Below are 15,052 nucleotides of genomic sequence, written 5' to 3'. Positions count from 1 at the left end.
GCTACAGGTATATTTCTTTGCCGCTTTGGATAAATTCAGCCGATTTTTCTTGCAATCCCTCCGCGACGCTGTCGCGGATCTCTTGGGTAATTTTCATCGAGCAGAATTTTGGTCCGCACATGGAGCAGAAGTGGGCAATTTTCGCGCCTTCTGCAGGTAGTGTCTCATCGTGAAACTCGCGTGCCGTGTCCGGATCCAACGATAGGTTGAATTGATCTTCCCATCGAAATTCGAATCGTGCTTTACTGAGGGCATTGTCGCGGTATTGTGCGCCGGGATGGCCTTTGGCCAGATCGGCAGCATGGGCCGCTATTTTATAGGTAATAACGCCGTCCTTCACGTCTTTCTTATTGGGAAGTCCCAAATGCTCTTTTGGCGTTACATAGCAGAGCATGGCACAGCCATACCAGCCGATCATGGCAGCGCCAATGGCCGAGGTGATGTGGTCGTAGCCGGGGGCGATATCCGTGGTTAGTGGACCCAGCGTGTAGAAAGGAGCTTCATCGCAGGTTTCCAGCTGCTTCTCCATATTTTCTTTGATGAGGTGCATGGGCACATGTCCGGGGCCTTCGATCATCACCTGCACATCGTGCTTCCAGGCGATCTTGGTTAGCTCGCCCAAGGTTTCCAGCTCGGCAAACTGTGCCGCATCGTTGGCGTCGGCTATTGCGCCGGGACGCAGCCCGTCGCCCAAAGAAAAGGCGACGTCATATTGTTTCATGATCGCGCATATCTCTTCGAAATGGGTGTATAGGAAATTTTCTTGGTGGTGAAAAAGACACCATTTGGCCATGATGGATCCTCCGCGCGACACAATACCTGTCACGCGTTTGGCGGTGAGGTGTATGTAGCGCAGCAGTACGCCGGCATGGATCGTGAAGTAGGAGACGCCCTGCTCGGCTTGCTCAATAAGGGTATCGCGGAAGATTTCCCAAGTAAGGTTTTCGGCAATGCCGTTGACTTTTTCCAGCGCCTGGTAGATGGGCACTGTGCCGATAGGAACCGGCGAGTTGCGCAGTATCCATTCCCGCGTTTCATGGATGTTCTTTCCAGTGGATAGATCCATAATGGTATCGGCTCCCCAGCGGCAGGCCCACACGGCTTTTTCTACTTCTTCCTCGATGCTCGAAGTAACGGCGCTATTGCCGATGTTGGCATTGATCTTGACTAGGAAATTGCGACCGATAATCATGGGCTCGCTTTCCGGGTGATTGATGTTGTTGGGAATGATGGCTCGCCCTGCGGCAATCTCTTGCCGTACAAATTCTGCGGTAATATAATTTTTAGGCGTGTTGGCGCCGAAGCTATGGCCCGGATGCTGCACCGCCAGCGGATCTTCGGCTAAGCTGCTCTCTTGGATACGTTGATTTTCGCGTATCGCCACATATTCCATTTCTGCAGTAACAATACCTTGCTTGGCATAGTAAAGCTGACTAACATTATGTCCTGATTTTGCCCGTTTGGGGCTATGCTGATAGTCGAAACGCAGGTGATCAAGGCTTTTGTTATGCAGTCGTTCGTGGCCATAGGTAGAGCTTACGGCTTTGAGTTGATCGACATCGCTGCGATCAAGGATCCACTGCTCGCGGATGCGCGGCAGTCCCTTGCGGATATCGATTTCGACACTGGGGTCACTGTATGGTCCTGAGGTGTCATACACCGTCACGGGGCTGTTCTCTTCCAGCTGCCCATTGCTCAATCGTGTTTTATCGAGACTGATCTCGCGCATGGCGACGCGAATGGGAAATTGCTGGCCCTGTACGTACACTTTGCGTGATTTGGGAAAAGGGGCCGTGGAAAGTTGTTGTGTTTGCTGATCCATGGTTATAGAAAGGTTAGCCGCCTTGTGTGGCGGTGATTATCAATAATTCTGCTTGATCGGGGAGGGCGGTAAGCGCCCAGGATGCGCGTGGAATAACCTGTTGGTTCAAGGCCACGGCAATGCCCTTGGGTTTTAGATCGGGTACGAGCAGGTCTAGCGCTTCTTGTAGCGAAGCGGGAAACGGCTCCTGCAATTGATGATGTTGATTGTTGATTTTTATCTGCATATCCTACGTATTTTCTATAAAAAAATACTTTAGGTATGCCCACAGCGACCCATAGAAGAGCCTAAAAGAAGTGCACCTACTTTTCCCTACGCTAGTATGAACTAGATCAGGTTCCAAGGGTAAAATCTCAGCCTGTTATGACAGACACCCCTAAAGTATATGCAACAAGTATAGGGATATATATTGGTAATAAAAATTTTTTTGATTTTTTAGGATAGCTATATGCTGATGAACCTATGTTGCTCGACGGTCGATTGTGGCCTTCATCTTCTTATTACCACGGTATTGTAGCAAGTTGTCTGTTATTTTCGTAGTATTGGTTATGCGCAAACTCATCGTCATTATCATCATCGTTGCCGGACTGTCCGCTTGTCGGTCGCAGCGTTTTAAATCTTCTGTGATCTCGAGCAATCAAGATAGTACCGAGCTGGTTTTGGAGGAAGGGCAAAACCTGTTTCTGGAGAAGGAACAGGTAAATCTATCTTTTGTCCGCGTATTGGAAGATAGCCGTTGCCCGAAGGGCGTGCAGTGCTTTTGGGCAGGAGTGGGGGCTGTGGAGCTGACCGCCATGGGCACCTATACGCGTCCGCAGGCGCTGCTGCTGTCCACCGAAAATATAATCGACAAAAACTATGCGAAGTCCGCCGTTTTTAATGGATACACCTATCGTTTAGTGAGCTTATCGCCATATCCCATTAAAGACAAACCCAAATCGGATAGCGAGAAATATCGTGTTCGCCTGGTGATTAAAAAGTAAAGTTCGATTAATAGCTGTTGCTGTTGATGAAAGCAGCATCGGAAAGACTATGTAAGAAAGCTTTAAGTGCCGCAACATCTTGCCCACTTCTTTGTTGGCCTTGCCCATGGCCCGTTTTTAAGACATGCGTTTGCAGAAGTTCTTCGAGTGTTTGTACCGATCCATCGTAATAGTAGGGCGCTGTATAGCGTATATTTCGTAGCGTAGGAACGCTACGCCACGGAGTAGGCGTTGATTGATCCGCTGATTCCACCCTGGTGATTGGTGCTGCGCCATGAAACAGTGGAGGCACATGGCAAGATTGGCATTCCTGCTGAAACAAGTTCCAACCTAGCTTTTCCGCCGCGTTAAACTGTTGCCTTCCCAGCATCACCTCGTCATAGGTGCTGCGCCAAGAGTTCAGGGTTTGAAGATATTGGGTTAATACCTGAACAATCCTTTCCTCGTTTATTTGCCCGTCGGCATATAGTCTTTGGAATTTGGTCGTATACACCGGATGTGCTGCCATGCGTTCTACAATAAGTGGCCAGTTACTGTTCAGTTCGTTTGTATCCAGCACGGCATTATGTATGGTAGCGGCTAAACTATTGGCCCGGCCGTCGGCGAAGAAATACTGCTTCCAGCGAAGGTTGATCAGTGCGGGTGCATTTCTAAGGGTCTTACGGTGCAGATCACCCTCGCTAAACTGTTTGCTGGCGTCGGCGTAGGATGATGATTGCTGGTGACAGGACGCGCAGGAAATTTGTTGGTGCCGGGATAGTAGCGGATCGTTAAAGAGCATCCTGCCCAGTGTGGCGCCTTGCACGCTGCCTACCGTCGTATCCACATAACTAGGAAAATGCGCAGGGGGCTGTGTTGGTAGTTCTGGGTTTTGTGCAACCAGAAACTCACGGCCAAGAAGCAACAAAATAAGCAAGAGGAAGAATCCCAAAATAACGAACTTTCCAGATGTAGGAGATGGGGCTTTTTGCATATGTTCTGATCAAGAAAGCGAGGCGCCTCAGCGCATGATATCTTAGCGCAAATATAGTTTTTTCATGCATAGTGGGAAAGCTAAAAGCGCTTTAATTTGGATTTTATTTTGCTTATTAGTTTATTTTTACTATATTTGTATCGTATTAGATAACAGGTGAGCGAAGAACCTATGAAGCTCCCAAATAAAAAGCAATGATTTGACAGAAATAAGTGTGATAGGCGGCGGCAGCTGGGCCACTGCTTTAGTGAAAATTTTGACAGAAAATAAAGTGCATGTACACTGGTACTTACGGCGACAGGTACAGGTAGAGGCCATCAACGATCAGGGTATGAATCCCGATTATCTGAGCTTCGTAAAACTAGATACCCAATATCTAACGGCATCCGCAGATTTAGACCATGTTTTGCAACAATCCCCAACTATACTATTTGTTGTTCCCAGCGCCCATTTTCCAGCTCTTTGTTCATCGATTGATCCGGCTATAATGCAGGATAAGCAGGTTATTACTTCCATAAAAGGGACGGTAGGCAAGGACAATGTTTTGCCGTCGGCCTTTGTGTCGAATTATTTCGGTATTCCCGCCTCACGCCAAGCGGTGTTGGCTGGTCCATGTCATGCCGAAGAAATCGGTATGGGCAAGAAAACGTATATGACGATATGCTCCGCGAACGATGCATTTCTTGAGCAGTTGAAGCCCTGTTTCCGTAGCCGCTACCTCGCGATCAACCTACACGATGATATTGCCGGTATTGAGTATGCGGCCATCTATAAGAATGTGGTGGGACTGGTGTGCGGCATGGCCAAAGGTCTTCAGTATGGTGATAATTTCATGGCTGTTTTGGTGGCCAACGCTATTTATGAGCTAGAGCTTTTACTCAAAGGCCTGCACGTGGACGATCAGCGTATTGCCTGCTCCAGCTATTTGGGCGATCTATTGGTAACCGCTTACTCGCCACACAGCAGAAACCGAAGCTTCGGGGAGCTCATTGGGCGAGGCTACAGCGTAGAACAGACGCAGAATGCGATGTCTATGGTTGCCGAGGGCTATGCGGCCACGCAGGGACTTTATGAAACAGCGAAAAATTTAGGGCTTAATATGCCCATTATTAATACGGCTTATCGGGTTCTTTACAACCATATGGCCGTGACTTCAGAATTTAAATTACTAGAAAGGAATATGATATGATGCTATTAGCGACAGATTTAGATGGAACATTTTTGGGTGGAAGTATGGAAAATCGGCTTCGTTTATATAGACTCATTAAGCAGCATACCAATATACAACTGGTGTTTGTGACCGGAAGAGGGGTAGAGTCGGTGATTCCCCTGTTGAACGATCCGCTTATCCCCCGTCCCAATTATATTATTGCCGATGTGGGCGCCACGGTGGTCAATGGGTTGACGCTGGAGCCGGTTGCCGCTATACAAACGGATATCGAAGCGCGCTGGCCATCCACCTATGCCATTCGCGAGAAAGTGCTGGAAGTGGCTTCGGTTACCTTTCAAGAGGTACCCCAGCAAAGACGTTGCTCTTTTTTTTATGATGCAGAGGCCAATTTGGATGCCATTTATAAGGTGGCGGAAAGCTTCGACTGTGATGTGATTACCTCGGTAGACAAGTACTTGGACCTGTTGCCACGGGGCGTCAACAAGGGCAGTACCTTAAAGGCCTTGGTGGAGCATTTGCATGTGGATGCCGATGATGTGCTGGTAGCAGGAGATACCTTAAATGACCTTTCGCTTTACCGCACGGGCTATAAAGGCGTGGTTGTGGGACAAGCAGAGGCCGGCCTGATCGAGCAGACGGCCAACGACGCATTGGTCTATCAGGCGACGGAAGCCGGTGCTGGCGGCATTATGGAGTCTTTCGCTCATTTTCCATCGTTCACAAAATATGCGGAGGAAATGCGCAAGCGCAAGATGCTACAACAAAAAAAAGGATCCAACCAATTGGTAGTAGTCTACCATCGATTGCCCTTCGAGCAGGAGCTGGTCAACGGCAAGTCGATTCGGGTGTCGCCAAAGAGTCCGAATGGTATTATTCCCTCGCTACTTGGTCTTTTCGAGAAGGGACGATCGGGTATATGGATTGGAGAGGAAGTGCAACATAAAGATCGTCCCGAGGTGCCTAACGAGTTGATCGATGAGGATAAGTATCCCAACTTGGTGGCCTCGACCATCAGTCTTCCCAAAGAAGATATCGACAAGTTTTACCGGGTATTTTCCAAGGAGGCTTTTTGGCCAACTATTTTTTCCTTTGTCGACAAGGCGAAATTCAACCATGACGATTGGGAGCATTACCTGAAGATCAACCGTATTTTTGCGGAGCGTATCGCCAAAGAGGCGGATCAGGATGCCTTGGTATGGATACACGAATACAACCTATGGATGGTACCGGCTTACCTAAAAGCCTTGCGCCCAGATTTGCGCATCGGTTTCTTTCACCATACTTCTTTTCCGGCAGCGGATATCTTTAATATTATTCCTTGGCGTAAAGAGATTATAGGCAGCTTGCTGCTCTGCGATTTTATCAGTTTCCATATTCCGCGCTATGTCGAAAACTTTATCGATGTGCTACGTAGCCACACACCGTTTAAGGTGATCAAGAAAATTAACGCGGCGAAGCAGTTTCTGACCTATAGCTGTGCCCTAGGGGTCGATCAGATGACAAAGATCATCGAGATTGATGGGCGGCAGATACGACTGGGGGCGCAGCCCGTGGGCGTGAATATGGAGAAAGTGGAGAGCATCTTGAAGAAGAGCGATATCCGCAAGAAGATAGAGCGTGCTTTGGTGAAAAAATCGGGGCAGGAAATGAGCACCATTCTCTCGGTAGAACGCTTGGATTATGTGAAAGGCCCGTTGGAAAAAATACAGGCGTTTGGCGAGTTTCTGGAAGAGTATCCAGAGTATCGCGGAAAAGTGGAACTGGTCAATATCTGTACGCCGCCTTCGCAGGGCATGAAGATCTACGACGATATACGGGATGAAGTGAACCGCGCGGTAGGCGAGATTAACGGCCGCTTTGCGACGATGGACTGGGTGCCTATACAGTATTTCTATCGTGCCTTGCCTTTTGAGGAGGTGGTAAGCCTGTATGCCAGTAGCGACATCGCTTGGATTACGCCCTTACGCGACGGACTTAACCTCGTAGCCAAGGAATATGTAGCGGCACAAGGTATTATCGGCGGCGATGGAGCTTTGGTGCTCTCCGAATTTGCCGGAGCTTCCGTGGAGCTGCCTTACGCTATCTTGACCAATCCTTATGATACCAAGAGTATGAAAGAGAGTCTGCTGAAGGCCTTGCTGATGCCGGAGGATGAACGCGCCGCACGCATTAAAAGGCTGTACGACCAAGTGAAATACTACGACATACATTACTGGGGAAAGGACTTTGTAAAAGAGCTAGAAAAGGCAAGAAAGAATTAATGCCCTCTTTTGGCGATAGCTAGGAAGGTCTTAGGAATCGATAATTTTACTACCTTAGTTTAAAAAAAATAGGATATGAAAAAGCTTATTACAGGTCTGTTTATACTTTTCTTTGCCTGTGCATGGAGCGCGGCCGAGGCACAAACCGCGGCAGTAGCCAAGTCGCAGGAGTTGGCGAAGCCTTACCACCCAGAGGCTAATGCGCAAGCAGATATTGATAGCTTACTGCAGATTGCCAAGAAAGATGGCAAAACGTTGATCATTCAGGCTGGTGGTAATTGGTGCATTTGGTGCCTTCGTTTTAACAACTACATCCATAGCGATGCGAAGATCAGCGCCCTTTTGGAAAGCGACTTTTTGTATTACCACCTCAACTATTCTAAAGAGAATAAAAACGAAGCGGTATTTAAACGCTACGCGCCGCAAGGTGGCTCGTTGGGCTATCCATTCTTTATTGTGCTCAATGGGCAGGGCGAGGTGCTTGCCGTGCGCGATAGTGGTTCCTTGGAGGCCGGGGAAAGCTACGACCAGTCGAAGGTATTGGCCTTTTTTAATAGCTACAAGCGATAATTGCAGCTATTGGAAGTAATGGAAGATTTGGTTATTGAGCAGGTCACTGCTGCCGTCACCTGGCGTTTGCGCCAAGTGGTGCTGTATCCGGCTGGCACCCTTGCCGATGTGATGATTGATGGGGATTTTGAGGCAACTCATTTTGGTGCCTACCACGATAATAAGCTGATTGGTGTGATTTCGCTATTCGCTGCGGGCGACGGTTTGCAGTTTAGGAAGTTTGCTGTTCGGGCGGACTACCAAGGCAAAGGGGTGGGAACTGCGCTGTTGCGCAGGGTATTTGCGTATGCCAAGGAATGGAAAATCGCATCGATTTGGTGCCATGCGCGCCTATCGGCGGTATCTTATTACGAGCGCGTAGGTATGCGACAAGTGGGAATCCCCTTTGAACGAAATGGCTTGGGTTATGTGCGTATGGCAGTAGCGATTTAAGATATAGCTGTAAAAAATGCCTCGTTTTGGATTAATCCTGAAACGAGGCATTTTTTATAACTAGTTCTTGTCGAGCAGGTGCTGAAATTTTGCACGGTTATCGATAATCATCCATATGTTTATCAGTAATAGCGGAAGGGCGATGGCGAGGCCGCTCGGCTCGAAGGTGTAGTTGTGCACCACGATACCCACCATCACCGGCAGGATGACGATAGCACCTAGCGCACGTGTACGTGGGAAAATAAACAACAGTCCGCCGATAATTTCTACCAGTCCCGCCAAAGGTGTAATCCACTTTAGTTTTTCCATAGCAGCGAATATTTCCATTTGCTCGGGCGTAAGCTCGGGCATAGGCATATAGTTGAAAAACTTGCTGAGCCCGGCGTTGATAAACATCAAACCGAAAAGTAAGCTGAAGATAAATTTGACAATTTTCATGACGATTAAGTTTACATTGTTGATAATAACAAATGTAGCGCAGAAAATTGTATTTCCAATAGGCGCTTTAATTTCTTGTCTTAGGGAAAGATAGCCGTTGATAAAAAGTAAAAAGGTTAGCAGCTTGTTTTGCTGCTAACCTTTTCTATTATCTACGGAGCGGTTGCTCTTTGTTTATTTCTGTGATGTCGACTTGATCACGGTTGGAGTCGCCCAGCAGGTGCTCGGCGAAGTAGTCGGCCATTTTCCAGAAGAAATATTCCGTCATGTTGCCGAAGCCGTGGCGTTGTCCGGGCAGCAGCACAAAATCAAAACGTTTGTTGGCTTTGATTAGCGCCTCGGCCATACGGATGGAGTTTGCTGGGTGCACATTGTTATCGATATCGCCTGTGGCTATAAGAAGCTTTCCTTTTAGGTTTTTAGCCAGTTCGGTATTCTTTTCGATCTGATAGGAGAAGGTGGTATCGCCTTTGGCGCTTACTTTCTCGGCCACACCGTGGTGGCGCTCGCTCCACCAGCGATTGTAGATGTTGTTCTCATGGTTTCCAGCTCCCGATACGGCAACTTTGAAAAAGTCTGGATACACCAACATCGCTGCGGTAGACATAAATCCGCCGCCGGAATGTCCGGTGATGCCTACCCGATTGATATCGATGAAATCGTAACGGTTGGCCAGTTGCTCGGCAGCAACTTTCTTATCTTCCAAACCGTAGTCGCGCAGGTTGCCATAGCCATAGGTATGGTACCATTTTGAGCGGTCGGGGTGTCCACCGCGGTTCCCTACCGTGATGACGATAAAGCCCATCTGCGCAAGGCGATCTATACGGTCCATGCTGCGACCGAAGGCTTTGTTCACGGCTTCCGTCTGCGGCCCTGGGTATACATATTCTACGATAGGATATACCTGCGTAGAGTCAAAATCGAAGGGCTTGTACATTACACCATAAAGATCGGTAATACCGTCGCCAGCTTTTACTTTGAAAGGCTCCGGAAATTTGTATCCTGCTGCGAATAGTAAATCTAGATCAGCTTCTTCCAGTTTCATAATCAGTTGACCGCTTGAGCTGTACAAGTTGGATTGCGGAACGGAGTTTACGCGGGAAGAGTTGTTGATAAAGTATTTCCCGCTTTCGCTCACCTCCACTTGGTTGTCAAAATCGCCTTTGTTCAACAGCTTCGGCTCGCCACCAGCAATCGGCAAAGCATAGTGATGCAGGTAGTAAGGGTCTTCATTACGTTCTTTGCCATTGGCGGTAAAGGTGAATTGCTGTGTAGCCGCATCAAAACCGGTAACGTCATTGCAGTTAAACTCGCCTTTTGTCAGTTGCTTCACAAGCTTACCATCTTTGTTGTACAGGTAGAAATGCCCCCAGCCATCGCGTTGCGACCAGTGGATAAATTGGCTGCCATTTTTAATGAAGTAAGGTTTCTTGATGTCGAGATAGACATTCGATCGCTCTTCGACTAGGCTGCGGGTTTGGCCATTGATGTTGACCGAAACAATGTCAATACGTTTTAGATCGCGACTGGAACGGTTGATGTAGAATTCTTCGTTATCGCCCAGCCAGTAGCTGATGTAATATTTGCCTTTGTAGCTTGACTTATCGGCATCTTTGTTGTAAATGCCTACCGTTTGGTTTTTGAAAGCATTGACAGCGATCTTTTTGGAGCTGAGGTCCTGTGCGTTGAACAGGTACATATCGACTTCTGTCGAGTCGGTTTCGCCAGGCATCAAGTATTTATAGGTTTCCAAGGTTGGGCGTTGCTGCCCCACATTGTTGATCACCCATAGCGGACTGAGGTGTCTGTTGTCTTTGCGCGTCAACACAAAATGTTGTCCGTTTGGCGACCAAAGTAAACGCACGGGTTGTCTTTTCTTCGTCTCATCATCCTCCTTATCGCCGCCTGTGGTGGTGCTATATTGATCGCCCCCCCAAGCATAGTGCTGCACCCCGTCGGTGGTAAACTGATGCTCCACGATGGTCGAATCTTTATCATCCTTGATCGCTTTCGCAAAATTTTCTTTATCCATCCAATACAGGTTGTAGTTCTTGGCAAAGAACACACGGCTAGTGTCTGGAGAAAGGCTTGCCCAGTAAGGTTTGGCTTTCTCTTTGCTGCTTTCGTCCAGCTCTTTTACCTGTTTGGTCGCCAGATCATATTCCAAGTAGAATACTTTCTTTTTGAGGGTATCCGACTTATTCTTCAGTTTGGCAATTTCTTCTTTATTCTTTACGGTATCCTTGCTGCTTTTCACTTCAAAGCGAATGCGCTTTTCATCATCTGTAAACTCTAGGTTTTCCAAGGCCAAATGCTGTGCGTCGAAGGGGTTTTTGACAATCTTGGTCACCTGAGCGGCGAGGTCGGCATTATCAAAAAGAACTTGACGTGATTTTGCCTGCGGATCCACCACATACCACTTTTTGCCGGTAGATGTGCGGTATTCGTACCAAAACCTGTCGGAATGGTTGATCCAGTTGGGGCGTACGTCCGTAGAAAAAATAAGATTTTGGAGTTTTGTGGGCGAGAATTTTGCAGCGAGGCCATAATTTGCCTTGTCGTGCTGCTTTTTTTGCTCTTGGGCTGGCGCAACAAAGTAGATGCTGGCCAGTAGAACGGTGCAGAGTTTTCGCATATTGGTGTTAGTGATGTTTTTTTTCGCTAAAGTAGCGAAAAGTGCGAGGGATAGGGGGATGCGAATTGTAAAAATTTAAGGACATTATACTTTTGAAGCCCTAGCGGAAACTTGGGCGGCTCGTTAATGGCGAAAAGGACCAGGGAACGGAGCTCAGGATAAGCAGAAAAATAGCGATATACCACCGTAATACATACCTGAAAACATGCTGTTGCCCTACTTTTTTCACACAACGGAAAGCTACGATATTACTAAGCAGCAACGCTAGGCTCATGACACTTGCATGCTCTAAACCGAAAAAGCGAAGTTGTCTGTTTTTAATGCCTAGCCCCACATTTTGTAGGAAAGCATCGACCAGCGGAGAGTGAAAGTAGAGCAAGAAACCTATAAGCAGCTGTATGTCGTAAAGTATGGTTAAACCAAGTACCATATAAAAGTGTTTCTGGAGAAAGACCGTTTGGCTCTTACTGTTCCACCAAAGCCAAGCCAACTGAAACAACATCGCGAGTAGCACTACCCAACGGTAGTAGGAATGGAAGATCAATAGGGTAGAAGCATCCATATTTTCCTACGCTAATGTTTTTGATAGCTCCTTTATGTCCGCACAGAAATTATCTACCTGCGTGGCATCGGTTGCCCATGAAGTAATAATACGCACAGCGGCATATGCTTGATCGATTTCCGTCCACACGTAAAAGGCATAATTAGCAAGAAGTTGCTCAATCAGCTTTTTGGGCAAAATGGGAAATAGCTGATTGGTTTGTGGGGGCGTTAAGAAGGAAAAGCCGCATGCGCTGATGCTGTCCGCAATCTGTTGGGCGCGATCATTGGCGTGCTTTGCTAGGTCAAAGTAGAGGTTGTCTTCAAATAGGGCAAGGAACTGTATGCCTAATATGCGGCCTTTGGCCAGTAGGGCACCCTTTTGCTTCAGGCTGTAGTCAAAGTCAGTGGCAAGTTGTGCTGTAGGGAAAACAATGGCTTCCCCAAGTAGAGCACCATTTTTTGTTCCGCCTATATAAAACACGTCGGTGTGCAAGGCGATTTCGGCTAGGGAGAGGTCGTTGGCGGTTGCGGTCAAGGCATGTCCCAAGCGGGCGCCATCCATGAACAGCAGCAGACCATGTTGCCTGCATGCCGCATGCAGCGCGATCAGTTCATCCTTACGATATATTGTGCCCAGTTCGGTAGAATTGGAGATGTACAACATTTTAGGCTTCACCACGTGTGGGCGCAGCTGATGTGCGGCGATGACCGCTGCTACGGCTGTGGCTGTTACTTTTCCATTTTCCGGTTCAACGGTGATCACGCGGTGCCCGGTGGCTTCAATGGCTCCGGTTTCATTGGCGTATATATGTCCGGTTTTAGCGCTAATCACGGCCTCATGTGGGCGCAAGAGATGCGAAATAACCAAAAGGTTGGCCTGCGTGCCGCCCGATACAAAATATAGGGGGGCATCGGGCTGCCCAATCTTGGCGCGGATGGCTTGTTTTGCTTTTTCGGAAAAACGATCGTCCCCATAGCCCAGCTCCTGCTCAAAATTGCTGCTAGCTAGTTTGTCTAATATAAGGGGATGTGCGCCTTCGGCGTAGTCATTTTTAAAGTTGTACATCATGCTATTTAAGACACAAAAGTACAGGCTTTATCCTAAGCGACGGATTTTTTCTAAACTTTTCTATGCGCAATGGGGTTCTTTAGCTGAACAAAATGAATAAAGTAGCTTATGGCAAAGGGAAAATTGGAAACAGTAAAATCGCATTTTACCATCTTGAAAAATTCCGTAACAGGGTTTATGGGCGAGGATGGCTTGAAATTCAGTGCATCGCTGGCCTATTACACGGTGTTTTCGTTAGGGCCGATGTTGGTCTTGATCATCTCCTTGGCGGGCGTGTTTCTCGGACAAGATGCTACGCAGGGTAAGGTGTATGAGGAGCTGCGTGGTTTCGTTGGCGCGCGTGCCGCGCAGCAGGTGCAGGAAGTGATTGCTAACCTTTCGCTGTCGGGTAAATCGACCATGGCGTTAATCATCAGCGCGGTAACCTTGCTGCTTGGGGCCACCACCGTATTTGGCGATATACAGAACTCTATCAACAAAATTTGGCAGGTTCGTCCCAAAGTAAAAAAGGGCTGGGTCAAGTTGATTAAAGATCGCTTGCTTTCCTCTTCCTTGGTTATTGGCCTTGGCTTCTTGTTGGTCGTTACGCTGATTGTCAATGGTGTTATCCTTGCCTTCACGGATCGGCTGCAGCGTTTCTTCCCTGAGATTACGGTCTTTTTGTTCAGCTCCATTAACTTTTTGATCTCCTTTGGCGTGATATTCGTCTTGTTTGGCGTTATCTTTAAGGTATTGCCGGATGTCAATATTCAATGGCGCACCGTGCGATCGGGGGCTTTGTTTACGGCTTTGCTTTTTGTTATTGGTCGCTTTGGCATTGGCTTGTATATCGAAAACTCCAGCACAGAATCTACTTATGGTGCCGCCAGTTCCATTGTGCTTATCTTGTTGTGGGTATACTACACGGCGGCGATCTTGTACTTAGGCGCCACCTACACCCGGGAATATGCGGCCTACAAAGGGGTGCCTATTGAGCCTTCCGAATTTGCTGTGCATGTCGAATTAAAAGAAACGGAGCGCGAAGTTAAGGTGGTGCCACCATCAACGGTAGGAAAGGAAGTTAGCGCTGATTAGTGATTAGAAATTAAAGTTTTATATAGGAAAAAAGGCATCCGTTGAGATGCCTTTTTTCATGGATATTACTTTTGACTTCGTTGTTTATAATTTCGCTCGATATCTTCTAGCAGGGCCGTGGCATAGTCCACGCCATTGAGCTGTCCGGCGTGCAGTAGCGCACCGGGGCTAAACACATTGATCTCCATAATTTTGTCGCCTACGATATCCAGTCCGACGAAGTACATACCGTCTTCTTTCAATTTGTCGGATACCTGACTAACGGTGTGCAGGATGCTGTCGTCAATCGCTGCCGCTTGAGCTTTGCCGCCTTGGTGGATATTGCTGCGGATATCGCCTTTCTGCTGCACGCGGTTTACGCTGGCATACTTGCCATCCACGACTAGCGGTTTGCCGTCGACCAAGAAAAAGCGGATATCACCATTTGTTGCTGCGGGCAGGTATTCTTGCGCCAAGAGATATCCATCTCGGGCAATTACTTCGACCGTCTGCTTGAGGTTATGGCGTTCATCTTTTTTCAGGAGAAACACATTTTTGCCCCCTGAACCTTTCAGCGGTTTCAGAATAATTTGGTCTTCCTGCTGGTCTAGGAATTGCACCACATCGTCGTAGCTGCGGGTGATGACCGTCTTTGGGCGGATGCTTTTCGGAAAATACTCCAAATAAAGCTTATTGGTGGCTTCCACCAGCTTATCGGGGTCGTTGATCACCCAAGTACCTTGGCGCTTGATCAGCTGGGCAAACTGCAGAGCCGTGGCCGATGCCCAAGGTCTGCTGATCATGTCGAGCACGGGATCATAGCGTATCCAAAGGACATCCATTTGCTTGGCATCGACAAACTCCTTCTTTTTGTCGCGCAGGTTGGCCATCAATTCTTCTTCATTGGCGACCTCCTCACTGGGTTCTAAAATTCGGCAGTGCGCACCAACGCTATGCTCCCCATGGTAGGAGAAGTCGGCCAAGCCTATGTAAAAAATCTTGTGGCCGCGTTTGTGGGCCTTAAATGCCAATAGGGTGGTCGTGAAGCTGGCCTCCTCTTTATGGGTTTGGTTGATTAAGAATGCGATGTTCATATATACAT

General features: G+C 47.9%; 14 protein-coding genes and 1 riboswitch. Of the genes, 6 read left to right on the top strand and 8 right to left on the bottom strand.

Going from position 1 to position 15,052, the window contains the following annotated elements; translation table 11 throughout:
* Position 1: 1 nt before the first annotated feature.
* Together thiC and thiS are read right to left on the bottom strand one after the other, a co-directional pair.
* Positions 2 to 1,822 carry a phosphomethylpyrimidine synthase ThiC gene (thiC, locus tag SCB77_RS02290; protein ID WP_320184812.1) on the bottom strand — a complete coding sequence of 607 codons (1,821 nt, stop codon included), beginning with the start codon at positions 1,820 to 1,822 and terminating at the stop codon, positions 2 to 4.
* A 13-nt stretch (positions 1,823 to 1,835) separates the two neighbouring features.
* On the bottom strand, positions 1,836 to 2,048 hold the full coding sequence (gene thiS / locus SCB77_RS02285) for a sulfur carrier protein ThiS (RefSeq protein WP_320184811.1): 213 nt from the start codon (positions 2,046 to 2,048) through the stop codon (positions 1,836 to 1,838).
* A 66-nt stretch (positions 2,049 to 2,114) separates the two neighbouring features.
* A riboswitch (TPP riboswitch) is annotated at positions 2,115 to 2,210 on the bottom strand.
* Positions 2,211 to 2,370: 160 nt separating this feature from the next.
* Here thiS and SCB77_RS02280 point away from each other — a divergent pair.
* Complete coding sequence (locus SCB77_RS02280; RefSeq protein ID WP_320184810.1) at positions 2,371 to 2,805, top strand: hypothetical protein; 435 nt, start codon at positions 2,371 to 2,373, stop codon at positions 2,803 to 2,805.
* Between the two features lie 7 nt (positions 2,806 to 2,812).
* Here the strand turns inward: SCB77_RS02280 and SCB77_RS02275 are convergent, their stop codons facing one another.
* On the bottom strand, positions 2,813 to 3,778 hold the full coding sequence (locus SCB77_RS02275) for a cytochrome-c peroxidase (RefSeq protein ID WP_320184809.1): 966 nt from the start codon (positions 3,776 to 3,778) through the stop codon (positions 2,813 to 2,815).
* Between the two features lie 199 nt (positions 3,779 to 3,977).
* Here SCB77_RS02275 and SCB77_RS02270 point away from each other — a divergent pair, with 199 nt between their 5' ends.
* The 4 genes from SCB77_RS02270 to SCB77_RS02255 all read left to right on the top strand — a co-directional run bounded on the left by SCB77_RS02270 (position 3,978) and on the right by SCB77_RS02255 (position 8,212).
* A complete protein-coding gene (locus SCB77_RS02270; RefSeq protein WP_320184808.1) occupies positions 3,978 to 4,967 on the top strand; it encodes an NAD(P)H-dependent glycerol-3-phosphate dehydrogenase in 990 nt (329 codons plus the stop codon).
* Positions 4,964 to 7,210 (top strand): glucosylglycerol-phosphate synthase, encoded by a 2,247-nt coding sequence (gene ggpS, locus SCB77_RS02265; RefSeq protein ID WP_320184807.1) that lies wholly within the window; start codon positions 4,964 to 4,966, stop codon positions 7,208 to 7,210. The genes SCB77_RS02270 and ggpS overlap by 4 nt, the downstream gene beginning before the upstream one ends.
* Before the next feature lie 75 nt (positions 7,211 to 7,285).
* Positions 7,286 to 7,780, top strand: a complete 495-nt coding sequence (locus SCB77_RS02260; protein ID WP_320184806.1) for a thioredoxin family protein — start codon at positions 7,286 to 7,288, stop codon at positions 7,778 to 7,780.
* A gap of 18 nt (positions 7,781 to 7,798) precedes the next feature.
* On the top strand, positions 7,799 to 8,212 hold the full coding sequence (locus SCB77_RS02255; RefSeq protein WP_320184805.1) for a GNAT family N-acetyltransferase: 414 nt from the start codon (positions 7,799 to 7,801) through the stop codon (positions 8,210 to 8,212).
* 60 nt (positions 8,213 to 8,272) lie between these two features.
* Here the strand turns inward: SCB77_RS02255 and SCB77_RS02250 are convergent, their stop codons facing one another.
* The 4 genes from SCB77_RS02250 to SCB77_RS02235 all read right to left on the bottom strand — a co-directional run bounded on the left by SCB77_RS02250 (position 8,273) and on the right by SCB77_RS02235 (position 12,897).
* The gene (locus tag SCB77_RS02250; RefSeq protein WP_320184804.1) at positions 8,273 to 8,650 is read right to left on the bottom strand and encodes a DoxX family protein; all 378 of its coding nucleotides are present in this window, start codon (positions 8,648 to 8,650) and stop codon (positions 8,273 to 8,275) included.
* 148 nt (positions 8,651 to 8,798) lie between these two features.
* On the bottom strand, positions 8,799 to 11,285 hold the full coding sequence (locus SCB77_RS02245; RefSeq protein WP_320184803.1) for a S9 family peptidase: 2,487 nt from the start codon (positions 11,283 to 11,285) through the stop codon (positions 8,799 to 8,801).
* Between the two features lie 100 nt (positions 11,286 to 11,385).
* Positions 11,386 to 11,847, bottom strand: coding sequence for a hypothetical protein (locus SCB77_RS02240; protein ID WP_320184802.1), 462 nt, complete (start codon positions 11,845 to 11,847; stop codon positions 11,386 to 11,388).
* A gap of 6 nt (positions 11,848 to 11,853) precedes the next feature.
* Positions 11,854 to 12,897: a threonine aldolase family protein gene (locus SCB77_RS02235; RefSeq protein ID WP_320184801.1), complete on the bottom strand. Its 1,044-nt coding sequence runs from the start codon at positions 12,895 to 12,897 to the stop codon at positions 11,854 to 11,856.
* 108 nt (positions 12,898 to 13,005) lie between these two features.
* On the opposite strand from SCB77_RS02235, the gene SCB77_RS02230 reads away from it, so the two are divergent.
* Positions 13,006 to 13,971, top strand: coding sequence for a YihY/virulence factor BrkB family protein (locus SCB77_RS02230; protein WP_320184800.1), 966 nt, complete (start codon positions 13,006 to 13,008; stop codon positions 13,969 to 13,971).
* Positions 13,972 to 14,036: 65 nt separating this feature from the next.
* Here SCB77_RS02230 and SCB77_RS02225 read toward each other — a convergent pair whose 3' ends face one another.
* Positions 14,037 to 15,044, bottom strand: a complete 1,008-nt coding sequence (locus SCB77_RS02225) for an ATP-grasp domain-containing protein (protein ID WP_320184799.1) — start codon at positions 15,042 to 15,044, stop codon at positions 14,037 to 14,039.
* Positions 15,045 to 15,052 lie beyond the last annotated feature (8 nt).

Origin of the sequence: Sphingobacterium bambusae, from assembly GCF_033955345.1 — a bacterium.
In the GTDB taxonomy this organism is placed as follows: Bacteria; Bacteroidota; Bacteroidia; order Sphingobacteriales; family Sphingobacteriaceae; genus Sphingobacterium; species Sphingobacterium bambusae.
The sequence above is the reverse complement of the archived record's forward strand: the minus strand, read 5'-3'. Positions and strand labels throughout refer to the sequence as shown.